This window comes from Martelella alba (assembly GCF_006516955.1).
GTDB lineage: Bacteria > Pseudomonadota > Alphaproteobacteria > Rhizobiales > Rhizobiaceae > Martelella > Martelella alba.
The window spans coordinates 356,151-380,907 of the sequence record NZ_VHLG01000002.1 but is presented as its reverse complement, the minus strand read 5'-3'; the positions used below and the strand labels follow the sequence as shown (position 1 = coordinate 380,907).

Annotated in this window: 26 protein-coding genes and 1 tRNA gene; 14 read left to right on the top strand and 13 right to left on the bottom strand. The window is 59.5% G+C overall.

What is annotated here, in order from left to right; translation table 11 throughout:
• The first annotated feature begins 9 nt into the window (after window positions 1-9).
• From FJU08_RS05245 to FJU08_RS05230, 4 genes are all read left to right on the top strand, one after another.
• Window positions 10-984 carry a TRAP transporter substrate-binding protein gene (locus FJU08_RS05245; RefSeq protein WP_141147916.1) on the top strand — a complete coding sequence of 325 codons (975 nt, stop codon included), beginning with the start codon at window positions 10-12 and terminating at the stop codon, window positions 982-984.
• A 68-nt stretch (window positions 985-1,052) separates the two neighbouring features.
• Complete coding sequence (locus FJU08_RS05240; protein ID WP_141147915.1) at window positions 1,053-1,592, top strand: TRAP transporter small permease; 540 nt, start codon at window positions 1,053-1,055, stop codon at window positions 1,590-1,592.
• 2 nt (window positions 1,593-1,594) lie between these two features.
• Window positions 1,595-2,908, top strand: coding sequence for a TRAP transporter large permease (locus FJU08_RS05235; RefSeq protein WP_141147914.1), 1,314 nt, complete (start codon window positions 1,595-1,597; stop codon window positions 2,906-2,908).
• A 40-nt stretch (window positions 2,909-2,948) separates the two neighbouring features.
• Window positions 2,949-3,899 carry a hypothetical protein gene (locus FJU08_RS05230; RefSeq protein ID WP_141147913.1) on the top strand — a complete coding sequence of 317 codons (951 nt, stop codon included), beginning with the start codon at window positions 2,949-2,951 and terminating at the stop codon, window positions 3,897-3,899.
• Here FJU08_RS05230 and FJU08_RS05225 read toward each other — a convergent pair.
• From FJU08_RS05225 to FJU08_RS05215, 3 genes are all read right to left on the bottom strand, one after another.
• Window positions 3,884-5,125: a zinc-binding metallopeptidase family protein gene (locus tag FJU08_RS05225; RefSeq protein WP_181409753.1), complete on the bottom strand. Its 1,242-nt coding sequence runs from the start codon at window positions 5,123-5,125 to the stop codon at window positions 3,884-3,886. The genes FJU08_RS05230 and FJU08_RS05225 overlap by 16 nt on opposite strands.
• Window positions 5,126-5,148: 23 nt before the next feature.
• Complete coding sequence (locus FJU08_RS05220; RefSeq protein ID WP_181409752.1) at window positions 5,149-6,498, bottom strand: M20/M25/M40 family metallo-hydrolase; 1,350 nt, start codon at window positions 6,496-6,498, stop codon at window positions 5,149-5,151.
• Window positions 6,499-6,760: 262 nt separating this feature from the next.
• Window positions 6,761-6,904: a DUF1127 domain-containing protein gene (locus FJU08_RS05215; RefSeq protein ID WP_141147910.1), complete on the bottom strand. Its 144-nt coding sequence runs from the start codon at window positions 6,902-6,904 to the stop codon at window positions 6,761-6,763.
• Between the two features lie 369 nt (window positions 6,905-7,273).
• On the opposite strand from FJU08_RS05215, the gene FJU08_RS22695 reads away from it, so the two are divergent.
• Complete coding sequence (locus tag FJU08_RS22695) at window positions 7,274-7,516, top strand: hypothetical protein (RefSeq protein ID WP_181409751.1); 243 nt, start codon at window positions 7,274-7,276, stop codon at window positions 7,514-7,516.
• Between the two features lie 214 nt (window positions 7,517-7,730).
• Here the strand turns inward: FJU08_RS22695 and FJU08_RS05205 are convergent, their stop codons facing one another.
• From FJU08_RS05205 to dgcN, 4 genes are all read right to left on the bottom strand, one after another.
• Window positions 7,731-7,874, bottom strand: coding sequence for a DUF1127 domain-containing protein (locus tag FJU08_RS05205; RefSeq protein WP_141147910.1), 144 nt, complete (start codon window positions 7,872-7,874; stop codon window positions 7,731-7,733).
• 259 nt (window positions 7,875-8,133) lie between these two features.
• Window positions 8,134-9,069 carry a dihydrodipicolinate synthase family protein gene (locus tag FJU08_RS05200; protein WP_141147909.1) on the bottom strand — a complete coding sequence of 312 codons (936 nt, stop codon included), beginning with the start codon at window positions 9,067-9,069 and terminating at the stop codon, window positions 8,134-8,136.
• Window positions 9,070-9,273: 204 nt separating this feature from the next.
• Window positions 9,274-10,260, bottom strand: coding sequence for an N-acetyl-D-Glu racemase DgcA (gene dgcA, locus FJU08_RS05195; protein WP_141147908.1), 987 nt, complete (start codon window positions 10,258-10,260; stop codon window positions 9,274-9,276).
• Window positions 10,257-11,258 (bottom strand): N-acetyltransferase DgcN, encoded by a 1,002-nt coding sequence (dgcN, locus tag FJU08_RS05190; protein WP_141147907.1) that lies wholly within the window; start codon window positions 11,256-11,258, stop codon window positions 10,257-10,259. The genes dgcA and dgcN overlap by 4 nt, the downstream gene beginning before the upstream one ends.
• Window positions 11,259-11,702: 444 nt before the next feature.
• On the opposite strand from dgcN, the gene FJU08_RS05185 reads away from it, so the two are divergent.
• Window positions 11,703-11,779, top strand: a tRNA-Pro gene (locus tag FJU08_RS05185).
• A 73-nt stretch (window positions 11,780-11,852) separates the two neighbouring features.
• On the opposite strand, the gene FJU08_RS05180 is transcribed toward FJU08_RS05185, so the two are convergent.
• Both FJU08_RS05180 and FJU08_RS05175 read right to left on the bottom strand, forming a co-directional pair.
• A complete protein-coding gene (locus FJU08_RS05180) occupies window positions 11,853-12,506 on the bottom strand; it encodes a ribonuclease HII (protein ID WP_141147906.1) in 654 nt (217 codons plus the stop codon).
• Window positions 12,507-12,612: 106 nt separating this feature from the next.
• A complete protein-coding gene (locus FJU08_RS05175; RefSeq protein WP_407943686.1) occupies window positions 12,613-13,686 on the bottom strand; it encodes a PA0069 family radical SAM protein in 1,074 nt (357 codons plus the stop codon).
• Window positions 13,687-13,874: 188 nt separating this feature from the next.
• Between FJU08_RS05175 and FJU08_RS05170 the strand changes: the two genes are divergently transcribed.
• A complete protein-coding gene (locus FJU08_RS05170; RefSeq protein WP_141147904.1) occupies window positions 13,875-14,399 on the top strand; it encodes a glycosyltransferase in 525 nt (174 codons plus the stop codon).
• Between the two features lie 15 nt (window positions 14,400-14,414).
• On the opposite strand, the gene moaB is transcribed toward FJU08_RS05170, so the two are convergent.
• The 4 genes from moaB to FJU08_RS05150 all read right to left on the bottom strand — a co-directional run bounded on the left by moaB (window position 14,415) and on the right by FJU08_RS05150 (window position 18,790).
• Window positions 14,415-14,963, bottom strand: coding sequence for a molybdenum cofactor biosynthesis protein B (gene moaB / locus FJU08_RS05165; RefSeq protein WP_141147903.1), 549 nt, complete (start codon window positions 14,961-14,963; stop codon window positions 14,415-14,417).
• Window positions 14,960-15,868, bottom strand: coding sequence for a 4-(cytidine 5'-diphospho)-2-C-methyl-D-erythritol kinase (locus tag FJU08_RS05160; RefSeq protein ID WP_141147902.1), 909 nt, complete (start codon window positions 15,866-15,868; stop codon window positions 14,960-14,962). The genes moaB and FJU08_RS05160 overlap by 4 nt, the downstream gene beginning before the upstream one ends.
• Window positions 15,865-17,700 (bottom strand): tetratricopeptide repeat protein, encoded by a 1,836-nt coding sequence (locus FJU08_RS05155; protein ID WP_141147901.1) that lies wholly within the window; start codon window positions 17,698-17,700, stop codon window positions 15,865-15,867. The genes FJU08_RS05160 and FJU08_RS05155 overlap by 4 nt, the downstream gene beginning before the upstream one ends.
• 73 nt (window positions 17,701-17,773) lie before the next feature.
• Complete coding sequence (locus FJU08_RS05150) at window positions 17,774-18,790, bottom strand: polyprenyl synthetase family protein (RefSeq protein ID WP_235890581.1); 1,017 nt, start codon at window positions 18,788-18,790, stop codon at window positions 17,774-17,776.
• A gap of 109 nt (window positions 18,791-18,899) precedes the next feature.
• On the opposite strand from FJU08_RS05150, the gene FJU08_RS05145 reads away from it, so the two are divergent.
• From FJU08_RS05145 to FJU08_RS05115, 7 genes are all read left to right on the top strand, one after another.
• Window positions 18,900-19,124 carry a putative signal transducing protein gene (locus tag FJU08_RS05145; protein ID WP_141148144.1) on the top strand — a complete coding sequence of 75 codons (225 nt, stop codon included), beginning with the start codon at window positions 18,900-18,902 and terminating at the stop codon, window positions 19,122-19,124.
• On the top strand, window positions 19,121-19,912 hold the full coding sequence (locus FJU08_RS05140) for a tRNA1(Val) (adenine(37)-N6)-methyltransferase (RefSeq protein WP_141147900.1): 792 nt from the start codon (window positions 19,121-19,123) through the stop codon (window positions 19,910-19,912). Before FJU08_RS05145 ends, FJU08_RS05140 begins: the two co-directional genes overlap by 4 nt.
• 105 nt (window positions 19,913-20,017) lie before the next feature.
• A complete protein-coding gene (locus FJU08_RS05135; protein WP_141147899.1) occupies window positions 20,018-20,875 on the top strand; it encodes a S49 family peptidase in 858 nt (285 codons plus the stop codon).
• A gap of 30 nt (window positions 20,876-20,905) precedes the next feature.
• Window positions 20,906-21,097: a hypothetical protein gene (locus FJU08_RS05130; protein WP_141147898.1), complete on the top strand. Its 192-nt coding sequence runs from the start codon at window positions 20,906-20,908 to the stop codon at window positions 21,095-21,097.
• 410 nt (window positions 21,098-21,507) lie between these two features.
• Window positions 21,508-22,998 carry a sodium/proline symporter PutP gene (gene putP / locus FJU08_RS05125; protein WP_141147897.1) on the top strand — a complete coding sequence of 497 codons (1,491 nt, stop codon included), beginning with the start codon at window positions 21,508-21,510 and terminating at the stop codon, window positions 22,996-22,998.
• 178 nt (window positions 22,999-23,176) lie between these two features.
• The gene (locus tag FJU08_RS05120; protein ID WP_141148142.1) at window positions 23,177-24,100 is read left to right on the top strand and encodes a glycine--tRNA ligase subunit alpha; all 924 of its coding nucleotides are present in this window, start codon (window positions 23,177-23,179) and stop codon (window positions 24,098-24,100) included.
• A gap of 85 nt (window positions 24,101-24,185) precedes the next feature.
• Window positions 24,186-24,749 carry a LemA family protein gene (locus FJU08_RS05115; protein WP_141147896.1) on the top strand — a complete coding sequence of 188 codons (564 nt, stop codon included), beginning with the start codon at window positions 24,186-24,188 and terminating at the stop codon, window positions 24,747-24,749.
• Window positions 24,750-24,757 lie beyond the last annotated feature (8 nt).

Below are 24,757 nucleotides of genomic sequence, written 5' to 3'. Positions count from 1 at the left end.
AACTTGAACATGAAGACGATGATGGGCCTTCTGGCCGCAACAGCTCTTGGCCTTGGTGCCGCAACTGCCGCCAATGCCGAAACCTGGGATATGCCGATGGCCTATCCCGCCAGCAATTATCACACTGAAAATGGCACCAAATTTGCCGAATGCGTGACCTCTGCAACCGATGGCGCGGTGGAAATCGTCGTTCATCCGAACGGTTCACTGTTTGCCGGTAACGACATCAAGCGCGCCGTCCAGACCGGGCAGGCGCCGATCGGCGAACGGCTTCTGTCGGCCCATGCCAATGAAAATCCGCTTTTCGGCCTCGATTCCATTCCGTTCCTGGCAACCTCTTTTGATGCTTCCGACAAGCTCTGGGCGGCCGGTATTGATGACATCAAGGCAGCGCTTGCCGAGCAGAACCTTGTCTATGTCTATTCGGTTCCGTGGCCGCCGCAGGGTCTCTATACCAAGAAAGAGATCAATTCTGCCGCTGACCTGAAGGGCATCAAGTTCCGCGCCTATAATGCGGCAACCGCCCGCATTGCCGAGCTTGCCGGTATGGTTCCGGTGCAGATCGAGGCAGCAGAGCTGTCGCAGGCACTGGCGACCGGTGTTGCCGAAAGCTTCATTTCCTCCGGTTCGACCGGGGTCGACAGCAAGGTCTGGGAAAGCCTTGATCATTTCTATGATGTTCAGGCCTGGCTGCCGCGCAATGTCATCTTCGTCAACAAGGATATGTTCGACGGTCTTGATGAAGCCGGCCAGAAGGCGATCATGGATTGCGGTGCGGAAGCTGCAACCCGCGGCGAGGATACCGCCAAGTCGCTGACAGAAGGCTATCTGAAGACCTTGGCTGAAAACGGCATGACCGTTGCCGCGCCGAGCGAACAGCTGAAAACCGATCTGGAAGGCTATGGCGGGGTCATGACCACCGAGTGGCTTTCCAGCGCTGGCGATCAGGGCAAGGCGATCATCGACGCCTACAAGGCAAACTGACACCCCATCACAGAACCCGGTGCGCTTGTTGCGCGCCGGGGCGTTGTCCGATCTGTCGGGGGTAAGGCATGCTCGAAATTTCACCCAATAATCCAATCCGCAGAGGGCTGGATGGTCTTTATCATCTTGCCGGCTATCTGGCTTCTGCCTGTCTCGTCGCCATGCTGGGCGTCATCGTCGCGCAGATGGTGGCGCGCTGGTCGGCGCTGATCTTTCCGGGCGGCGCGGAATATGCCGGCTATCTGATGGCGGCCTCATCCTTTCTCGCCTTTGCCTATGCGCTCAATCACGGCACCCATATCCGGGTGAACCTGTTTTTGACGGCGCTTGGGCGGTTTCGCTTCCTCGGCGAATTCTGGTGCCTTGCCATCGCTGCAGCGGCATCAACCTATATGGCATGGTACGCGGTCAAGCTCGTCTACTGGTCGCGCAAGCTGCATGATATCAGCCAGGGACAGGATGCGACCTTGCTCTGGTATGTCCAGCTTCCCGTTGCGGTCGGCGCGGTGCTTCTGGCGCTCGCCTTTGTTGACAATCTGGTGACCCTCATCCTGACCGGCCAGTCCAATATCGCGGAAAACCCGGAAGATCAGGAGCAGGCGGAATAATCATGGCCAGCGAACTTCTTCCCATCGGCGTCTTTCTTTTCGTCCTCTTCATTCTTCTTGGTTCCGGGGTCTGGGTCGGGCTGGCGCTACTCGGCGTCGCCTGGTTCGGCATGGAGCTCTTCACCTCGCGTCCCGTCGGCGATGCCATGATGACGATCATCTGGCGATCCTCCTCCTCCTGGACGCTGACGGCGCTGCCGCTGTTCATCTGGATGGGCGAAATCCTCTATCGAACGCGATTGTCCGAGGACATGTTCAAGGGGCTTTCACCCTGGATGGCCAGGCTTCCGGGCGGGCTTTTGCATACCAATGTCGTCGGCTGTACCGTCTTTGCTGCCGTTTCCGGCTCGTCTGCCGCGACGCTGATGACGGTCGGCAAGATGTCGGTGCCGGAGCTCAGGCGTCGCAACTATCCCGAACATCTGGTGATCGGCACGCTGGCGGGGGCGGCGACGCTCGGCCTGATGATCCCGCCATCGCTGACCCTGATCGTCTATGGCGTGACGATCAATGAATCGATCACCAAGCTCTTTATGGCGGGCATTGTTCCGGGGCTGGTCCTGGCCGCGCTGTTCATGGGCTATATCGGCATCATCTCCAAACTGTCGAAAAACTATCGGCCAGAACCGGAGCCCCGCATGACCTTTGCTGAAAAGGTGAAACAGTCGCGGTTCCTCATTCCGGTCATGACCCTTATTCTGGTGGTCATCGGCTCGATGTATCTCGGCTTTGCCACGGCAACGGAGGCCGCCGCTTTCGGTGTTATCGGCGCCATGGTACTGGCTGCGGTGCAGGGCTCGCTGACGCGCCAGTCGCTGATCGACAGCCTGCTGGGGGCGACGCGGACTTCAGCCATGATTGCGCTCATTCTGGCTGGTGCTGCCTTTCTGTCGCTCTCCATGGGCTTTACCGGCCTGCCACGGGCGCTGGCCGCCTGGATCAATTCATTGCATCTGAGCCGGTTCGAATTGCTGATGGCGCTTCTGGTATTCTACATCGTGCTCGGCTGCTTTCTGGATGGCATTTCCTCCGTTGTGCTGACCATGGCCGTGGTGGAGCCGATGATCCGTCAGGCGGGGATTGATTTCATCTGGTTCGGTATTTTCGTCGTGGTGGTCGTGGAAATGGCGCAGATCACCCCGCCGATCGGCTTCAATCTCTTTGTCATGCAGGGGATGACCGGGCACCAGATGAATTTCATCGCCAAGGCGGCCTTTCCGATGTTCATGATCATGGTGGTGATGGTGTTTATCCTGATCGCCTTTCCGGATCTGGCGACCTGGCTGCCATCTCATATGCGCGAGATCGGACTTTGAGCCCGTCTGCTCAAGGTCAAAGCCGCCCGCAGGATAAGCCATGGCCCTGATTTTTCCCTGTCTCGCCTTTCTTGCCCGGCAGGGACGCATCGTGCTTGTGGCGGGGCTTGTCGTCGGCATCGCCCTGCCGCCGCTTGCCGCGACGCTGCAGGCTTATATTCCTGAGGTCGTGGCGGTGATGCTGTTTCTCGCCGCCTTCCGCATCGGCCCCTCAGCGGCCATCGGCAGGCTTTCGGGGCTGAAAACGACGGTCTCCATTGTCATTCTGTTTCAGGTGGCGTTGCCCTGTCTGCTGGCGCTTGGTTTCCGGCTTTGCGGCTTTTCCGGCCCGCTTGCCAATGCCGTGGTGCTGGCCGCTGCCGCTTCACCGATTTCCGGCAGCCCGAATCTGACGCTGATGGCCGGTCATGATCCGGCGCCGTCGCTCCGGCTTCTGATTGTCGGCACGGCGCTTCTGCCGCTCACCGTTCTCCCGGCCTTTTTCTTCTGGCCGCTCTTTGGTGCGCCGTCAGCGGTGGTGTTTTCGTCATTGCGCCTGCTTGTCATCATCGGTTCTGCGGCAGGGCTTGCCTTTGCGCTCCGCCATTTCTGTAAACCGGTCTTGAGCGAGCGGGATGTGATTGCGGTTGACGGTCTTTCCGCCTTTGCCATGGCCTTTGCCGTCATCGGGCTGATGGCGGCGTTCGGCACGACGATGCGCGAAGAACCCATGCAGCTGCTGGCACCGCTGGCGGCGGCGTTTCTGTTCAATTTCGGCCTGCAGATTGCCGCCTATATCTTCCAGATGAAGAGCGGCATTGGCCGCAATGGCGCGGCCGCCCATGCGATTTCCGCCGGCAACCGCAACAATATGCTGTTTCTCGCAGCCCTGCCGGCGACGATCATGGCGCCGCTTTATCTGTTCATCGCCTGCTATCAGATCCCGATGTATCTGACGCCGCTTCTGCTCGGCCGTTTCTACCGCGGGCCTGCTGATCAGTCGTCGTCATAGCCCGTGAAAAAGGCAGATGCGGCGAGAAAGGCGGAAATCAGCCCCGTCGTCGCGGTCACGTCGGCTTCGGCACAGACTTCGCGGATCGAATGCATGGCGAAGATCGGCGCTCCGAGATCAATGGTGCGGATCGAAAGGGCGGTGGAGGAATGCGGCCCCAGTGAGCCGCCCTGTCCGCGGTCGGCCCGATAGGTGAATTGCTGCAGAGGGCAGTCGATCTGGCTGGCCAGCAGCCGGATCTGGGCCATCAGATTGGCGGAATAGGCATAATTTCCGCGAATCCCATATTTGCAAACCGGCCCGCCAGCCATCATCGGCGATTTCTGGCTGTCGAACAGTTCCGGCGTCAGCGGATGCACCGCATGGGCGACGTCGAGCGAGATCTGAGCGGAACGGCCGATCATGGCGGTGACATCATCGCCGCCGAGCTTCTTCAGCAGGTTCTCAAGCAATGGCGACTTCGCGCCAAGCCAGGTGCCGCTGCCGATCTCTTCGGCGTCGAACAGCGCCACCATGGGGATAGTGTTGCCTGTTGCCGATTTTGTCCCGGCAAGGGCTGAAAGCGCGGAGAAGCAGGAAATCAGATTGTCGAGCCGGCCGGAACTGACAAAGCCGTCATCAACGCCAAAATGGGATGCGCCTGCAGCCTCATGCAGATAGAGATCATGCTCCAGCGGCTGGCCGTTGTCGTCGCCGGTCAGCATTTCCCAAAATGTTTCAGGGCTCAGCGCCTTGCCGGTACCGAAAAAGGCATGCAGATCGGTCTGCGCGTTGATCGCATCACCGCCCGGTGACATATGCGTCGGCAATCCGATCGTGCGAAAGCCAAGGTCAGGTGCTATCATTTTCGGCCTGACGCGGCCCTTGTCGCTGACATAGATCCGTCCGGCAAGCTTCAGGTCACGATCCATCCAGCGGGCAAGATTGGGCCCGTCATAGGGGTGGATGGCCAGGAAGTGGCTGCCAAGCCTGCTGATATAGGGCTCGGTCTTGACCCTGAGCGAGGGGAAATCCGTATGCGCAGAGACGATGTGAAAGGCATCGGCCTGTTCCGGCGCAATCCAGGCAAAAAGCGTCTTGCCACCGATAACGGTGTAATGCTTGCCGGGCTTTGCCGGAGCTTCCGGGATGAGCCGCTCGAAACCGGCCGTCTCCAGCAGCGCAATTGCCGTCGTGACCGTGTGATAGGGGCTGACGGCTTGATTGAGAAAATCAATGAGTTTCATTTCTGGCACTTTCATGCATCCGCTCAGGCGATCGGGTTTTCGATCGTGAAGTCTTTCAGGAATGCGGCATAGGCGTCGCGGGTGGTTTTCAGGTCCTCGGTAGAGAGGATTTCAAACGGCGAATGCATGCCGAGCACCGGCGGCCCCATGTCGAAGACCTGAACGCCCTGGCGGGTGAAATGCATCGCCACCGTGCCGCCCCCGCCGAAATCGACCTTGCCGAGTTCGCCCGGCTGCCAGGCGATCCCTTCGCGGATCATGATATTGCGCATCTGGCCAACAAGTGATGAGTCCGCCTCGCTGGCGCCGCGTTTGCCGCGCGCGCCGGTATATTTGGCAATGCAGACCCCCTTACCGAGATGGCCGCTATTGTTCTCATCGGTCGGCCCGGACCAGGTTGGGTCGCAGGCGACATTGACATCGCCGCTGACCATCACCGAATTGGAGATTGCCCGGCGCAGGCGGAAGTAATTGTTGTCACCGAATTTCTCGAACACCTCGAAAAGGAAGCGTTCCAGCATGTTGGAATCAGCGCCATGAATGCCCTGCGAACCGACCTCTTCACGGTCGGTGAAGACGAAGCCGTAATTGCCGTTTTCGTCATCGATATCAAACATGGCATGAAGGGCTGCAAAGGTGCAGGAGCGGTTGTCGTGGCCATAGGCGCCGATCAGATCGCCGCCAAAACCGATATAGCGCGGTGCGACCGCCGGCACGGCCTCGAACTCACCGGTCACGAAATCTTCCGGCTTCAGATCGAGCGCCTGAAGCAGCGTTTCAAACACCTTAGCCGGGCGCCCCGCTTCACTGTCGCTGCCGCGCAGGCCGGAGATCAGGTTCAGATGTTCGGCGGTAATCGTCGTGCTGTTTTTCGGTCCGCCCTCCGGCTGGTGGCGCAGATGCGGGGCGAGATCGGAAATGGTGAAGACCGGCTCGTCAGCCTCACGGCCGATGCGGACGGAAAATGATGTGCCGTCGGCACGCTGGCCACGGCCATGCAATTCCAGCGGCATGCCGACCCACTGATAGAATCGAACGCCGCCATAATAGCGCGTCTGCAAGGTGCCAATGCCGTATTTCTCTGTCGCCGGGGCGGGCTTCAGGTCAAGACGAGGGCTGTCCACATGGGTTGCAAGAAGCTTCAATCCCTTGTCGATATTGGCGAAATCGCCAATCGATAACAGAATACCGCAGCGCTTGTTCAGTCGGAGCGAGATCTTCAGCCTGCCGCCATCATGGACTGCGGACGCATCGGCAAAGCCATGCTTCAGCGCTTCTTGATGGATGAAGTCGCAGACTTCGACACCGGTCTTGCAGCGGCTGAGGAAATCAAAATAGGCGGCGGTGAGGGGAGACGTTTCGGTCAATGTCATGGCAAACCAGATCATAGTGAATGAAGCTGGTTTCAACATAGTCGTCGCGGGCGGCCTGTCAAAGGCAGAAGCGGACGGACGTTGCCAATGGCTAACCATTCGACAAAAAATAACGCCCACCGGGGGAGGAGGATCCGGTGAGCGTCATTGGGTTTGGTTGACGATTGGGAGGAGGAGTACCGTCAACCATATCGAGGCGACGCTGGGAGGAGGAGTGCGTCGCAACGAATTGATGTCCCGGCCCTGACGGCCAGGGGAAAGCTTAGAACGAAGCCTTGCGGGCGACGCGGCGAATGTCTTCGCGGTTGATGCCGAGATCCGACAGTTCCCGTGTCGACATGCGGTCGAGCTCGCTGACGGTCTGACGATACTTCACCCAGTTGTTGAAGGAACGTGCCATGCCCATCGTAAAATCTCCGTCTCTTGAGCAAGCTAGTCTGTTGCTCACCAATCTGTATTGACTGACATATAGCGAAGGTCTCATCGGTGAGGCAGTGGCTTTGCCGCAAGGCGTCTATGCACTCAGCGCAAGGCTGGGTGAAAGCCACGCCTGACACTGCGCAAAACGCAGGCAGCCCCTCCCGAGCTGCCCTGTGGCCAGGCGCTGTCGGTGATCGTGGATTTGAGAAAGCCATATTTCGCTCATATCCCGCGCAGGGCATGGCGGAGCGCGTGACACAAGTCCTTTATTTTCAGTTCCAGCTGCGGTCGCATCATTAAAATTAAAGAATTTTTTATCGCGGTTTCAATGGCTACGGTCGTGGAAGTGTAATCTATGGGAGCTTTTGAAATGGCAATTCAGCCTTATGGCGATAGATCCCGGTCAAGGTCCATCGATACCGCGGCGCGCGAGCAGTTGCGCCGGGATAGAGAGGCTCAGGAACGGGCCGCGGCGGCGGCGCGGGCAGAGGCAACGCGGGAGCAGGAAGAACGACAGCGAGAAGAGAATGAGCAGAAAATCAAGGAGCTTCACGAGCAGGAAATCCGCCGGCTTGCCAATCGGCGCGGGGCCTCATGACATTCGCCTGCCTGACCTGCCAGCCATGCGACGCAACCCGTGAATGACGTCCGTAGAATAGCAAAACGCCCACCGGGGGAGGAGGATCCGGTGGGCGTCATTGGGTTGATTGACGATTGGGAGGAGGAGTATCGTCAACCATATCGAGGCGACGCTGGGAGGAGGAGTGCGTCGCAACGAATTGATGTCCCGGCCCTGAAGGCCGGGGGGAAGCTTAGAACGAAGCCTTGCGGGCGACGCGGCGAATATCTTCGCGGTTGATGCCGAGATCCGACAGTTCCCGTGTCGACATGCGGTCGAGCTCGCTGACGGTCTGACGATACTTCACCCAGTTGTTGAAGGAACGTGCCATGCCCATCGTAAAATCTCCGTCTCTTGAGCAACCTAGTCTGTTGCTCATCAATCTGTGTTGACTGACATATAGCGAAGGTCTCATCGACGAGGCAGTGGCTTTGCTGCAAGGCGTCTATGCACTCAGCGCAAGGCTGGGCGAAAGTCATGTCTGACGCTGCGTAAATTGAAGGCAGTGTCGCCGGTGCCGTCGCGTTGAACCGGGTCGGCCCCAGCCTGCTGACAAACCTTGCCCCCTTCTGCTGATGTCATGCCGGCCCGTTCTGTCAGGCCGGATAGCGCGACGCGTACCAGGCCTTGAACAGGGCGTACTGGTTTTCGAGATGGCGCTGCTGAGAGGGGCTCAGTGCATCGCTTTCATTGAAGTGCAGGCGGTATTTCTCATCACCGTTCAGCACCATCAGATATTTATAATGCAGGACCAGGTCAGGGCCTTCATCATAAGTCGACAGCACCATCAGCGCGTCTTCCAACTCTTTTGCCTCGCGGCGGGCGGCTGCATCGCCGGTGGCAGCCTTTTCGCAAAGCGTGACGAGATGCAGGACTTCGCGCGGCAGGGCGTTGCCAATACCGGTAATCGCGCCGACGGCTCCGCAATTGACGAAGCCATGGAAGACGCCGGTGTCGACGCCGATCATCAGGCTCAGCGTATCGTCACCGGTGGTGATGTTTTCTGCCGCATAGGTCATGTCGGCCTTACCACCGAACTCCTTGAAGCCGACGAGATTGGCGTGTTTGGCGCGCAGTTCGAAGAAGAGTTCGGCGCGGGTCGCAAAGCCATAATAGGGGCTGTTGTAGATCACGGCAGGCAGGCCTGCGCCGGCCTCCAGCAATGCGGAAAAATGCGCCTTCTGCGCGCTGAGCGAGGAGCCGCGCGATAAAACCCGCGGGATCAGCATCAGGCCCTTGGCACCGACTTTGGCAGCATGGGCTGCATGGCTTGCTGCCGATTTGGTGTTGACGGCGCCCGTGCCGACAATCACGGGAACGCCGGCCTTGACGAGAGCTTCGACGCCTTGCTGGCGTTGCTCATCGCTTAAAAGCGGCCAGTCGCCCATCGAGCCGCAATAGACAACGGCAGACATGCCGAGAGCAATAAGCTCCTTGCCCTTTTCAGCAAGTGCATCGAAATCCGGCGTGCGATCGGCATGGCAGGGCGTCATCAGCGCTGGCATGCATCCCTTGAAAACTGAGTTGCTCATGATTGTCCCGTTGTCGTAGGGCCCGAAATTGCGGGCTTTTTCTTCACTTTCTTCGTCATTAACAGTCAGGCGACGAATTGTCGACAAAAAAAATACAGAGATTTTGCGCGTGATGAACCGGTGTCGGCAAGGGCGTGTGGCGAAAGAAAAAATGCCGGCGCGCTGGGCGGCCGGCATCAGGTTACAAAGATTGTCGTGATCCCGTCAGCCCCAAAGGGCCGGTTCGGGGAGGTGCATTTTCGATCCTTCAAAGCGGATCGCATGATCGCGATCCGCCGCCAGCAGCAGCGGTCCATCGAGATCGACAAAGGCGGTATTCTGGGCGACCAGCATGGCCGGGGCCATGGCAAGCGAGGTGCCAAGCATGCAGCCCGTCATGATCTGAAAACCGGCCTTTTCGGCCTCCGCCTTCAAGGCAAGTGCTTCCGTCAGCCCGCCGGTCTTGTCGATCTTGATGTTGATCGCATCATATTTGCCGGCAAGATCGGCCAGTGACTTGCGGTCATGGCAGCTTTCGTCCGCGCAGACGGGAAGCGGGCGGGCGATATCCTTCAAGGCTTCATCATTGCCGGCAGGCAGAGGCTGCTCGACCAGTTTGACGCCAAGTCGCACCAGTGTCGGAGCGAGCGCCTGATAGGCCTCCACCGACCAGCCCTCATTGGCATCGACGATGATATCGGCATTGGGGGCACCCGCACGCACGGCTTCGATCCGTTCCAGATCGCCATCGGCGCCCAGCTTGACCTTCAGCAGTGGGCGATGGGCGTTTTCAGCGGCCTGGTTTCGCATTTTTTCCGGTGTGCCAAGCGAGATCGTATAGGCCGTCATCAGCGGACCGGGCGCAGCAAGCCCGGCAAGCTGCCACACAGGCTTGCCTGCCCGCTTTGCTTCCAGGTCCCAGAAGGCACAGTCCAGCGCATTGCGCGCAGCACCGCCCGGCAGGCGTGTCTGCAGGGCAAGCCGGTCCATGCCACCGGCAATGGCGCTTTCCAGCGTCATGATGTCGGCAATCACGCCATCGACGGTTTCGTTATATCGGGCATAGGGTACCGATTCGCCCTGGCCGCGATGCGTTCCATCATCCAGCGTGACTGTGACGACACGGATCTCGGTGCGGGAGCCGCGCGCGATGGTGAAGCTTCCGGCAACCGGAAACACATCTTCGCGCGCGTGAAGTGTTACGCCGCTCATAGGGCAAGGAGCGCGTCGGCAAGACGCTTGGCGCCATGGCGGAACGGGTCAACCGTCGGCAGACCCATGCGGGCTTCGGTCTCGGCGCAGATTTTCGCGGCGTCCTCATCCGACATGCCATGGGTGTTGAGTGAAATGCCGACAACCTCGCAGGCCGGATTAACCACGCGGGCAAGCTTCAGCGCAACATCGCGCAGGTCTTCCAGCGACGGCAGCTGATAGTCGGGCAGGCCGCGCATATGCGGGCGGTTCGGAACGTGGCACAGAACCAGAGCATCGGGCTGGCTGCCATGGACGAGCGCCATGGTGACGCCGGAATAGGAAGCGTGGAACAGGCTGCCCTGGCCTTCGACCAGGTCCCAGTGATCGGCGTCGTTTTCCGGGGTCAGATATTCGACGGATCCGGCCATGAAATCGGCGATCACAGCATCAAGCGGAACACCTTCGCCGGTGATCAGGATGCCCGTCTGGCCGGTGGCGCGGAAGCTGGCCTTGGCACCGGCTTCAAGCAGGGCTTTTTCAACGCAAAGCGCGGTGTACATCTTGCCAACGGAGCAGTCGGTGCCGACAGCGAGCATGCGCTTGCCGGCGCGCTTCTTGCCATTGGCAATCGGGTATTTGACCGAAGGAATGCGGACATCATGTAGCACGCGGCCCAGTTCCTTGGCCTTGGCGGCAAGATCAGCTTCGTCGCGCAGCAGGTTATGCAGGCCGGAGGCGATGTCGAGACCGGCGTCGAGCGCTTCAAGCAGAACGCTCTTCCAGGCCGGCGAAATGATGCCGCCGCGATTGGCAACGCCGATGACAAGCGTCTTGACGCCCTTTTCCACGGCTTCTGAAATCGAAAGATTCGGCAGGCCGAGATCGGCATTGCAGCCGTCAAGCTTCAGCTGACCAAGGGCAAATTCCGGGCGCCAGTCCTTGATGCCCTGGGCAACCTTGGCTGCCAGCTGGTCGGGCGCATCGCCCAGAAACAGAAGATAGGGAGTGTTGATCATGCGTGTTCACCGTTACCCGATAATCTTGAGAAGCCTTGAAACGAAAATAAGCCTTGGGACACCGATTTTGCGTCGGAACGCGAAGGATTGCCAGACTTTAGGTCTCTGGCATGCCTTGCGCGTGTCTTGCACGCGCGCGAGCCAGCCGCCAGCCGGTATTTCCTTTGGCCTTCACATAGCGTGACAGCGAGGCCGTGGTCAAGCGGCACGAATGTGGAATCGTGCGTCAATATCGAGTTTGATTGATGATTGAACCAAAAATTTCTAAACAAAGAAGGAAATCATCGAAAATTTGCGGATCGTATGCAATTCATGATCGATGTGATTGCAGTCTGGAACCCGGTTCTGCCTGCTGTCCAAGTCATCATACATAAAAGTGTCAGAAAATTCGCTTTGACCGCTTGCCTCATCGTAAGGGCTGGTCTATAGAAGCGCCGCTGGTCACGGAGTGTAGCGCAGTCTGGTAGCGCACCTCGTTCGGGACGAGGGGGTCGCGTGTTCGAATCACGCCACTCCGACCATCATTTTTCCCGAGAATTTCTCCTTTTTTTAGCTGAGCCGCGCGTGAGCGCGATACATGCAGTAGCCGCGTTCTCAGTCCTGTTTCAGTGGGCGAAAGCTCATGCGGTGAAGCGGGCAGGGGCCGTGCTGGCGGATGGCGGCGAGATGGGCAGCCGTGCCGTAGCCGGCATGTTTTTCGAAGCCATAGGCGGGAAAGATGTGCGCCGCCTGATCCATCATCCTGTCACGCGTGACCTTGGCGACGATCGAGGCGGCGGCGATCGAAAGCGATCGGGCGTCGCCCTTGATCACGGCGCTCGCCTTCATCGCGATATTCGGCGGCGTGTCGCGGCCGTCGGTCAGTACCATATCGGGGGCTCTCGCGAGAGCTTCGACGGCACGACGCATGGCGTCAAGACTGGCACGTAGAATATTGATCCGGTCGATCAGTTCGGGACCGCTGGAGGCGATGCCAACGGTGGCATGGGCCATGATCTCGGCATAAAGGGCCTCGCGTTTCTTCGCCGTCAGCTTCTTCGAATCATTGAGGCCCGCCGGGACATGGGCGGGATCCAGAATCACAGCTGCCGCGACAACCGGCCCTGCAAGCGGCCCGCGTCCTGCCTCATCGCAGCCGGCGACCAGTCTGAAGCCGTTCTTCTGCGCCTGGTGTTCCAGGGCAAAATCAGGCCCTCCGGGCGGGATTTCAAAAAGGGTTGGAGAATCGGCTGGTTTGCGTGGTGACATGGCGCCATTTCACACAACCAGCCGATCTCCTGCAAGTCCCCAAAAGCGGCGGCAGGGGACTTCATCGGCCGGAAAACAAGGGCGGCTTCCGGCCGGAAGAGGCGGATCAGAACAGCGAAAGCTGGGTTCCCCCCGGATTGGGCGGCGAAAAAAGATCATCACGCAGCGCAATGCCGCGTTTCATCAGGCCGAGGCGCTTGGCCGTCATGTCGAAGCGGCGTGCGATCTGCCAGGCATAAGGTCCGCTGCCCTTCATCCGCCGGACAAATTCGGCATCGTAATCCTTGCCGCCGCGCATGGAGCGGATCAGGCTCATCACGTGACGGAACCGTTCAGGATAATGCTCAAGCAGCCAGTCCTTGAACAAAGGAGCGACCTCCAATGGCAAGCGCAGCAGAATATAGCTTGCCTCAGAGGCGCCAGCAGCCTTGCCGCTATCAAGAATGCGCTCGATCTCATGGTCATTGAGTACGGGGATTACGGGAGCCAGCGATATCCCGACCGGTATGCCGGCGTCCGACAGGGCGCGGATCACTTCCAGCCGGCGTGGCGGTGTTGCTGCACGTGGCTCCATCAGCCGGGCAAGCTTGCGGTCCAGGGTCGTCACCGACATCATCACCTTGACCAGCCGTTTTTCCGCCATGGCTTGCAGCAGGTCCAGATCACGCAGGACCAGCGCCGACTTGGTGGTGATCGTGACCGGATGGTTGGCGGCCGAAAGCACCTCAAGGATCTGGCGCATGATCCGCCATTCCTTTTCGATCGGCTGATAGGGATCCGTATTGGTGCCGATGGCAATGGTCTTCACCCGGTAGCCGGGCTTGGACAATTCGTTGGCAAGTTGGCGCGCGGCATCCGGCTTGGCGAACAGCCGGGTCTCGAAATCAAGGCCTGCCGAAAGCCCCATGAACCCATGGCTCGGCCGGGCAAAGCAATAGATGCAGCCATGTTCGCAGCCGCGATAGGGATTGATGGAACGTTCGAAAGGCACATCCGGCGACGTGTTGCGGGTAATGACCGTTCGCGACTTTTCAATCTGCACGTCTGTCTTGAGTGGAACCGGCGTCTCGTCGCGGTCCCAGCCATCGTCGAAATGGGTCCGGTTCAACACTTCGAAGCGGCCATCAGGATTGGTTGTTGCGCCGCGACCCCTGCGCCGACCGCTGTCAATCAGCTCCATGCCGGTTTCAGGCGAGAGGGAACCGGCCTCAAAAGCCGCATCAGGACCTGCCATCATGCGCACGACTTCGTTCATCGGAACCTCCATAGAAGCGTTTATGGGATTCTGATAACGGATTAGTTAGAACAAAGCAAGAACATAGTGAAGAAAGCCTTCACATTTCCGTCAAGCTCTGCATAAGAATAGGCATGCTGACCGTCATTATCGAATGCAAAAATCAGGAACCGGCGCTGGCGCACACGCTTTCCAGCCTCGTGACAGGCGCTGTCGAGGGGCTTGTCAGCGATGTCATTGTGCTGGATCACGGCTCGACGGACGGTACGGAGGTCGTTGCAGAGGCTGCGGGCTGTCGCTTCCATCGTGAATGGGATCTGAAATCGGTGATCAACTCGGCGCGCGGCGACTGGGTGATGCTGGTCGAGCCCGGTGCGCGGCCATTGACGGGCTGGGTTGAAACGGTGACCGAACATATGGCGCTTGAAAGCCGGCCGGCGCGCTTTACCCAATCCAGCCGCTACCGGCGTTCCTGGCTGACCTCGCTGTTCCGGCGCAGATGTCCGCTGGAAACGGGCTTGCTGATGCCGAAACAGGTTGCATTGCAAAAAGCGGAAGACTGCGGTTCCTCGCCCTTTGCCCTTGCCGGACGCATGAATTCGCGGCGGCTTTCCTGTGAGATTATTCCGGCCTGGGTGACGGAGCGCGCGCGCGCGTGAGGCCGTTTGCCAAACTCAACCCTTTTTCCGCTGCAGATGTTCATCGAGCCGCGGCATGATCTCGACGAAGTTGCAGGGCTGGTGACGATAGTCGAACTGCCCGCCGATAATGCCGTCCCAGGCATCCTTGCAGGCGCCGGGCGACCCTGGCAGCACGAAAACGAAGGTGGTGCCGATCAGCCCGGCTGTTGCCCGTGACTGCACGGTCGAGGTCCCGATCTTTTCAAAGGAGATGCGGTGGAAGATGGCCGAAAACCCGTCCATCCGCTTGTCGAACAGCGGCTCGATTGCTTCCGGCGTCACATCGCGGCCGGTAAACCCGGTTCCGCCGGTCGTCACGACGACATCGATATCGTCACGCCTTGACCAGGCCGTCACCGTTTCACGGATCTGCACGCAATCATCGGGCAGGATTGCCCTTTCGCTCAAGACATGTCCAGCGTCGGCAATGCGCGCGGCAAGGGTAGCGCCGGAACGGTCATCTTCAAGCGTGCGGCTGTCGGAGACGGTCAGCACTGCAAAGCGCACGGGGATAAAGGGGCGGTCTTCACCGGTTCTGCTCATGGTTTTTCTCCCGAAACCGTGCTGGCGGCCATCACGAACCAGTCGGGAAAGGCGTGCGTCAGCCGTCCAGCTGCGTCCGTCGCAGCATTTTCATCGTCATAAAGGCCGAAGCAGCTGGCGCCCGATCCCGACATTCGGGTGAGTTTTGTCCCGGTTTTTTCCAGCGCCTGCAAAACGGCGCCGATCTCAGGCAGAAGGGCGAGCGCCGGCACTTCCAGATCATTGCGCCCGGCGGCAATCAGCAAGGGCCATTTCTCCGGCTCGGCTGCGGTGGGAATGGCGGGCAAGGGCGGATTTTCGCGATTGGTCAGGGCCGCAAATACGGCCGGTGTCGCAACCGGCGAAAGCGGGTTGACCAGCACCATATTCAGCGGCGGCAAATGGGGAAGGGGGATCAGTTCCTCGCCGATACCGCGCGCCAGAAGAGGCCGGCTTGCCACGCACATCGGGCAGTCGGCACCAAGCGCAAGGGCTGCCTGCTCCAGACGCTCAGGCGGAAGGCCAAGCCGCCAGAGCCTGTTCAGTCCGCGAAGCGTTGCCGCAGCATCTGCCGAGCCGCCGCCAATGCCGGAGGCGGGGGGCAGGTTCTTTTCAAGGTGAATATGCACAGGCTCTGCCGTTCGGCCTTCCGCTGCGGCCAGCCTATGCATGAGGTCCAGCGCCCTGACCACCAGATTATCGGCTTGTGCTGCGGGGCCGGAGGGCACGCGTCCGCCAAAGCGGCCGGACACGGTGAACCGATCCTCGTCAGCTGCGGCAAAGAACAGCCGGTCGCCCGTTTCGGTAAAGGTCACGAGCGTGTCGATGAGATGATAGCCATCCGGTCTTCGTCCGGTTATGTGAAGCGCCAGATTGATTTTCGCCGGCGCTTCCTCGGCAAGGTCGAAGGCGTCAGCCGTCGTCATTGGGCCGGAGCCGGGTCGGCGCTGTCGCTTGCAGGCGGCGCGGTGCTCTCGGCGCTTGCCGCCTTTTCACTGTCTTCTGTCGCAGGCAGGTCCGGCAGGCCATGGGCGAGGCGATCCTTGATCTCGGGAATATCATCGGGCTCGGGGCCGAGAGTAAGCGCCTTGCTCCACTGATACATCGCCTCGAGCTTGCGCCCGGTGCGCCAGTAGGCGTCGCCCAGATGGTAGTTGATCGTCGGATCGGAACTATCCAGTTCCACGGCATGTTCGAGTTCGTTTGCTGCATCGTCAAAGCGGCCGAGGCGGAAATAGGCCCAGCCGAGTGAATCAACGATGTAGCCATCATCCGGCCGTTTGTCGACGGCGGTCTTGATCATGTCGAGACCCTTGTCGAGATTGATCCCCTGATCGATCCACGAATAGCCGAGATAATTGAGCACTTCGGGCTGTTCGGGATAGAGGTCAAGCGCCTTGAAGAAATTGGGCTCAGCCTTGTCCCACTGATGCAGCCGCTCATAGGCGATGCCGCGCCGGTAGAAAATACCCCAGTCGTCAGTGGCGGGAACAGGACCGATCACCTCGACGGCCTTGTCGAGTACGCGGGCCATATCCTCATATTCCTTATCCGAGGAATAGATGGCTGAAAGCGCCAGATAGCCACGCCTGTCATCGGGCGACGCGGCGATCAGATCTTCCAGCTTGGCCTTGGCCTCGTCGCTCTTGCCGGTATCGGCGAGCGCCAGTCCGCTCTGCAGCTCGGCAAGGCGATATTGCGGGGCCGTTGCGGGAATGCGGGAGAAATAGGACAGTGCCAGTTCGGGGTCCTTGGCGTTGACGGCCAGCTGTCCCTGAAGAAACAGAATGCCGGGATCACTGGCATCCAGCGCGGCGGCGAGCGCAACATAGAGCGAGACGAGATCGTCGGAGCCGCCCTGATTCAGCGCAGCGCCGAGCATGAAGAAAGCGCTGGCGCCACCGGCCTCGATCGAGGCCGCCTTGCCCTCAATCGGCACACCGTTATTGATCTGGTCGCGCAATGGCGTCAGGACGGCGTCGTTCAGCCCGTACCCTTCGGCAACGGAGACGACGTCGAGTGCCTTTTGCGTATTGCCTGCAGCCTGTTCGATGGCGGCAAGGGCGGTAACGATCTTCAACAAGGTATCGGGGGCGGCGCGTACGCCGGCCTCATCGAAAAGCGCATTGTTGAAATAGGTGCGGGCCTTGGCGGTCATACCGGCCTGATCGGCAATGGCGCCGGCAGTGTAATTGACGAAAACCTTGAACCACTCCGGTCCCTTGATCCCGTCAAGGCTGTCGAGCGCGCCATCCACATCCCCCTTGCCTACCATGGCCCAGGCGGAAACGAGATTGGCAGCGAGCCGGTCGATATCGCTGTCCTTATAGGTGCCGAGCTGCTTCAGCGCATCATCGTAGTCGCCACGCTTGAAGCTGTCGAGACCACGGGCCAGCGATACGAGCGGGGCAAGCTGGATATTGCCGCCGACATTGCCGGATTGAGCCGTCGCCCCTTCAACATCGCCGCGAAACATCAGGGCGACGAAGAGCTGGCTGTTGGTGCCCGGATCGTCCGGAGAGAATTGCAAAGCACGGCGAAAGAAGGCGATGGCGCTTTCAAGATCATTGTCATTGGCGGCCATCTGGCCGGCCAGAAGCGCCCCGGCAAAGCTGTTGGCCGTCATCGACATGGCTTCGGCCGATGTCACCGGCGCCGTATCTGCACTGGCAATGGCGGGAAAGCCAAGCGCAAGGGCAAGGGCTGCCGTCGTCAGGAAGCGTCTGGAGCCAGTGTTGAAGCGGCGCTTGCTATCCATCAAATTTCTTCTCCATCCGTGCTATCGAGATTCCAGCTGTTTTGCGGCCTGAAGACGGCAATATTCCGGCAGGTCAGCTTATCCGGGCGATACAGAAGTCGACCACGTCCACCAGGGCCTGCTTGATCGGCGACGGCGGCAATGCAGAAAGCGCCGAACGCGCCTCTTCACCATAATCAAGCGCGCGGGCGATCGTGTCTTCAAGAGCGCCATGCCGGGCAATCAGGCTCTTGGCCCGGGCGAGCGCTTCGTCGTCGTTCTGCCCTTCTTCCATGGCTTTGCGCCAGAAAGCCTTCTCGTCGTCATCACCGCGCGCATAGGCCAGAATCACCGGAAGCGTGATCTTGCCCTCGCGGAAATCATCGCCGGTATTCTTGCCGAGATCGGCGCTGGATCCGCCATAGTCCAGCACATCGTCGACCAGCTGGAAGGCAAGGCCGAGCGCCATGCCATAGTCGCGCAGCGCCGTGCGGGCAGCGGGTGAGGCATTGGCAATGATCGGGCCGACTTCGGCGGCGGCGGCAAAAAGTTCTGCGGTCTTGCCGCGAATCACGTTGACATAGTCCGCCTCGCTGGTCTCCATCTTCTTGGAAACTGCGAGCTGGAACACCTCGCCTTCGGCAATGACGGCGGCGGCGTTCGAAAGGACGGCAAGCGCATCCATGGAGCCGGCATCGACCATCATCTTGAAGGCCTGGCCGAGCAGGAAGTCGCCGACAAGAACGCTGGCCTGATTGCCCCAGATCATCCGGGCTGAAGACTTGCCGCGCCTCAAATCGCTTTCATCAACCACATCGTCGTGCAGAAGCGTGGCGGTGTGCATGAACTCGACGCTGGTGGCCAGAAGCACATGGCCTTCGCCGGAATAGCCGAAGAGTGATGCCGCTGCCAGGGTCAGCATCGGGCGCAGGCGCTTGCCACCGGAGGAGATCAGGTGGTTGGCCACTTCGGGAATCATCTGGACATCCGAGCCTGCCTTGGACAGGATGAGCGCGTTGACGCGCTCCATATCCGCCTTTGTCAGGTCGACAATCGGCTTTATGGATGCGGGTTGTTCGGTTTTTTTGGCTAGCGGTGTGACGACGCCCAAGGCTGATCGCTCCTGTTAACGGAATTGTCGCTGACAATAGGGAGGCAGCCCTGATGCGACAAGAGGCAAATTGTTTCGTTACGCTCAAATCTTGGAGAAGCTCTTGTCATTGATCAACCTCATGCGCACAAATGACGCAGTGCTGCTGAGCCTTGTGGAAAGCCTGCTGAAAGAGGCCGGGATTCACTTTTTCGTGGCGGATCAGGCCATGAGCCTGACCGAAGGTTCGCTTGGTCTCCTGCCGCGTCGGCTTATGGTGGATGATGGTGATGCCGAGGAGGCGCGCGCATTGCTGGTCGATGCCGGGCTGGAAAAGGAGCTCAGGCAGGAATGAGGGCGGCGGCCGAATCCATCGCGGCGACCGAGACGGTCGACGCTTTCCATCGTGGCGCTTTCTACCTGGTTCAGCCGAAGGGGCGCGGTCACCGCATTGGCATGGATGCCATGCTTCTGGCCTCCATGGTGACCGGTACGGGGGCAATTCGTGTTGCCGATCTCGGTGCGGGGGCGGGGGGCGCCGGCATGGCCGTTGCCGCGCGGTTGCGTAACGCCCATGTTTGTCTGTTCGAGCGCTCTGCCGACATGGCAGGCTTTGCCGAAAAGACGCTTGCTCTGGCCGAAAATGCCGGAATTGCTGAACGTGTCAGCCTGTTTGAGGCAGATGTGACCCTGCGCGGGGCGGCGCGCAATGCAGCCGGTCTTGTGGATGACAGTTTCGACCATGTGATCATGAATCCGCCTTTCAATGATGCGTCCGACCGGGCCACGCCCGATCCGCTGAAGCGCGATGCCCATGCGATTGCCGGCGATCTGTTCGAGGACTGGATCCGCACGGCCGGTGCAATTTTGAAGCCGTCGGGTACGCTGTCGCTGATCGCACGGCCGCAATCCATCGCCGCAATCATTCAGGCCTGTGGAAAGCGTTTCGGCGGGCTGGAGATCACGCCCATTCATGCCCGGGCGGGCGAAAATGCCTTCCGGATATTGGTCAGCGCGGTCAAGGGATCACGGGCGCGGCTGAATATCCGCAGCGCACTTGTCATGCATGCAACCTCCGGTCACGCTTTCAGCAAAGATGTCGACGATCTGAATAATGGCCGTGCTGCCTATGCACGCCTTTAGGGCGAAGATTATTTTCCATGCATGTCTGCCCTTGTCTTTGATGCGCGAGCCCATACATCTAGCACGCCCGGACAACCGGCACGCATTGATTGAGAGGGATACCCGATGAAGGATGCATTGAAGAGGCTTGTGCCAGCGCGGTTTCGCAAGGACCGGACAATCATTCCCGTGGTGCGCCTGTCCGGCACCATCATGGCGGGTGGTTCACGCACCCGGCCGGCACTCAATCTTGCATCGGTTGCGCCCGCGCTGGAAAAGGCCTTTTCGCTCAAATCCGCACCCGTTATCGCCATTTCGGTCAATTCGCCGGGTGGATCGCCTGTCCAGTCACGGCAGATTTTCGAGCGGATTCGCCTCCTGGCAGAAGAAAAGCACAAGAAGGTACTTGTCTTCGTTGAGGATGTGGCCGCATCGGGTGGCTATATGATCGCGCTTGCCGGTGATGAGATCTTCGTCGATCCCACTTCAATTGTCGGTTCCATCGGCGTGGTTTCGGGTGGTTTCGGCTTTACCGGGCTGATCGAGAAGCTCGGGATCGAGCGGCGCGTCTATACCTCGGGCGAAAACAAGGTGATGCTGGATCCGTTCCAGCCGGAAAAGGAACGTGACATCACCTATCTGAAAACGCTTCAGAGCGAGATCCACGACGTCTTCATCGATATGGTGAAGGAACGGCGCGGTGCAAAGCTTGCCGATGATCCGGATCTGTTCACCGGCATGTTCTGGACCGGAAAGCGCGGTGTCGCGCTCGGTCTGGTCGATGGTATGGGCGATATGCGCAAGACACTTGCCGATCGCTATGGCGAAACTGTCGAGCTCAAGCTGATCACCGGCCCGACCACGCTTCTGGGGCGCAGGGTGCCGGGCGTCGATTTTTCCGGCGAACGGATTGCCGCAGGTCTTGCCGCCGGTCTTGCCGAACAGGCGGAAGAGCGTGCATTATGGTCGCGTTACGGGCTTTAACGCGCGGTTCACAGGATTAAAGAGGCACATATGCCGCAATTGCTGGTCATGGCTGCTATTTTCGGCGGCGGATACATGCTTTATCGCAAGTTCATCGCTGATGCCGAGAAGACGACGGCGCGGGGAGAACAGCGCCGTGCCGAGAAGAAGAATGGCGCGATCGGAACTCTGGTAAAGGACCCCGATACAGGGGTCTACAGTGTCCGCAAGGATCAGGAATAGCCTGTTTTAACGGGCTTGGACGGGCTGACTGCAGTTGCTTTTCACAGTGTTGCAGTTCCTGTCTTTCTCTCTTTTTATAAATCGGGCCCTTTATAAATCGGGTGGTGCAGTGATACGATCCTGCCTATGGCTGCCAGGCCTGCGCGGTGGTGCGGCGGGCGTTTTTCATGAAAATTTGCAGCCTTGCCGCGATTGATGCCGGGTTTTTCAGGCCCTGTCTCAATGACGCAGACGGGGCTGGCCGGGGAAATTCTCCAAAAGGGTTGTGACAGCGGTTGATCGGGTGGTACAGCTTTTGCGGGAGGATTCGGTAAGCTGTATGCTGGTTTGCGTGTGTTTGCCGGACAACAAGGATATCCCCGCCTGAGCTTTTGATCGCGCCGGGCGGCAAACAGAAGGGGGACGCGATCATGAGCACCGGAATCTGGATCAGCCTGTCGATCTATTTTCTTTTGATGCTGGGGATCGGTTTTTACGCCTGGCGCAAATCCACATCGAGTTCGGAAGAATATATTCTTGGCGGCCGCCAGCTCTCGCCGGCTGTTGCCGCCCTTTCTGCCGGTGCATCGGATATGAGTGGCTGGCTACTGATGGGGCTTCCCGGCGCATTGTTCGTCAGCGGCCTCGCCCAGAGCTGGATCGGCATCGGGCTCGTGATCGGGGCGTTTTTCAACTGGGTTATCGTTGCGCCAAGGCTTCGCGAACAGACCGAACGCTATGACAATGCGCTGACCATCCCCGAATTCCTGTCGAACCGCTTTCCCAGCAGGTCGACCATGCTGCGCACGGTGTCAGCCGTTGTCATCGTTGTCTTTTTCGCGGTCTACACGGCATCTGGTCTGGTGGCTGGCGGCAAGCTGTTCGATACCGCCTTTCAGGATCTCGTCACGATCAAGGGGCTGAACCCCTATCAGGTCGGCATTCTCATCACGATGGGGATCGTTCTGGTCTATACGCTGATCGGCGGTTTTCTGGCGGTGAGCCTGACGGATTTCGTTCAGGGCTGCATCATGATGGTCGCGCTGGTGATCATGCCGATCGTCGTCGTCATCCGTGCCGGCGGCTTTGGTGTGTCTGAAGCGCGTATGCTGAGTGTCGACCCGAATTTCCTGTCGATGATCCATGGCGTCACGGTGATCGGCTGGCTCTCGGCGGTTGCCTGGGGACTCGGCTATTTCGGCCAGCCGCATATCATCGTCCGTTTCATGGCGGTGCGCAGCGTCAAGGATGTTCCGGCAGCGCGCAATATTGGCATGGCGTGGATGGTGATCTCGCTGCTTGGTGCCATCGGCGTCGGCATTTTCGGCCGCTCCTTCGTGGTTGGCAACAATATCACCGTTGCCGATCCGGAAACGATCTTCATCATTCTGGCTCATCAGCTGTTCATTCCGCTGATCACGGGCTTTTTGCTCGCCGCCCTTCTGGCTGCCGTCATGAGCACGATTTCGAGCCAGCTTCTGGTGTCGTCCTCCTCGCTGACGGAGGATTTCTACCGCCTGTTCCTGCGCCGCCATGCCAGCGAGCCGGAACTGGTCAATATCGGCCGCTTCTTCGTTCTGCTGGTGGCCGTGCTCGCTGCCTGGATCGCCTGGAACCCGGATTCGAAGGTTCTTGGCCTCGTATCGCATGCATGGGCCGGTTTCGGTGCCGCCTTTGGGCCGCTGATCATCCTGTCGCTCACCTGGTCGCGCATGTCGGGCTGGGGGGCCGTTGCCGGTCTGGTTGTCGGTGCGGTGACGGTTGGCGGCTGGATCGCGCTTGGCTTCGATCAGAGCTTTATGGGTGGTGCCGGTGTCTATGAGATCATTCCCGGCTTTATCGCCGCCTTTATCGCCATCTGGATCGTCAGCCTGATGACGCCAAGCAAGGACGAGTTCCGGCCGCTGCCCACCAAGGCTTGATGCCGTTACACCGAAACTGAGCGGTGAGGTGCCGGAAATTGCCTGTTTGGCGGGTGATTTGCGGCCCCTGCCGTTCGATAAGCTTGACCCCTTGGCCCTTCCGTGGCACTCACCGCAACCGGAATGAAAAGCCAAGGAAAGCCGGTTCGCCATGTCTAAGGATGAGATTGCGCCCCATATGCACCCCAAACGCTCCTTCCAGGGGCTGATCCTGACGCTCCAGTCCTACTGGGCGGACAAGGGCTGCGCGATTTTGCAGCCCTATGACATGGAGGTGGGCGCCGGTACGCTGCATCCGTCAACGACGCTGCGTGCGCTCGGGCCGAAGCGCTGGAATGTTGCCTATGTGCAGCCCTCGCGCCGCCCGGCCGATGGCCGCTATGGTGAAAACCCGAACCGTTTGCAGCATTATTACCAGTATCAGGTTCTGCTGAAGCCCTCGCCGCCGGATCTGCAGGAGCTTTATCTCGGCTCGCTGCGAGCGATCGGGCTCGATCCGCTGCTGCATGATGTCCGCTTCGTTGAGGATGACTGGGAAAACCCGACCACGGGGTCCTGGGGGCTTGGCTGGGAATGCTGGTGCGATGGCATGGAAGTGTCGCAGTTCACCTATTTCCAGCAGGTTTGCGGTATTGAATGCGCGCCGGTGGCCGGTGAACTGACCTATGGTCTGGAGCGGCTTGCCATGTATGTGCAGGGCGTCGACAATGTTTATGACCTCAATTTCAACGGCCGAGAGGGCGACGAAAAGGTCACCTATGGCGATGTCTTCCTGCAGACCGAGCAGGAATATTCGCGGCACAATTTCGAATATGCCAATACCGAGATGCTGCATCGCCATTTCCTTGATGCGGAAGCCGAATGCAAGGCACTGCTTGACGCCGGCCACCCGACCGCTGCGGGCATGCTGCATAAATGTGTGTTCCCGGCCTATGACCAGTGCATCAAGGCATCGCATATCTTCAATCTGCTGGATGCGCGCGGTGTCATCTCGGTGACGGAACGGCAGAGCTATATTCTGCGCGTGCGCACGCTGGCCAAGGCCTGCGGCGAGGCGTTCCTTTTGACCGATGCCGGGGGCTATGCACCCGAAGCGGCCTGAAGCATCAGGCTTTTGGTTGGACATGCAGGATTGACATGCGGATGCGGCGATCTAGCCTCATTCCGATCAGTCAGGGAGAGTATCGATGCTGACCGCCCTTATCGTCATTGTCGTCATAGCTGCGGCGGTGATCTTTTATGCAATTTCGCTTTATAACAGCCTTGTCAGCGCCCGGCAGATGGCGGAAGAGGGGTGGTCCGGTATTGATGTGCAGCTGAAGCGCCGTGCTGATCTGGTTCCCAATCTGGTGGAAACGGTCAAGGGCTATGCCAGCCATGAACGCGGCACGCTGGAAGAGGTGGTTGCCATGCGCAACAAGGCGACGGCCGTGCCGGCAGGCGATGTGGCGGGACGCGCTGCTGCCGAAGGCGAGCTGACCCAGGCGTTGGGCCGGCTTTTCGCCCTTGCCGAAGCCTATCCCGACCTCAAGGCCAGCCAGAATTTTGCCGAATTGCAGAAGACGCTGCAACAGACCGAGAGCGAGATCCAGATGGCGCGCCGTTATTATAACGGTGCCGCCCGCGACCTGAACGTCAAGGTCGAGAGCTTTCCCTCCAATATGGTTGCCAGCCGCTACGGCTTTCACAAGAAAGACTATTTCGAGATCGACAACAGCGCCGATCGCGCGGTGCCGCAGGTCTCCTTTTGAACATTCCG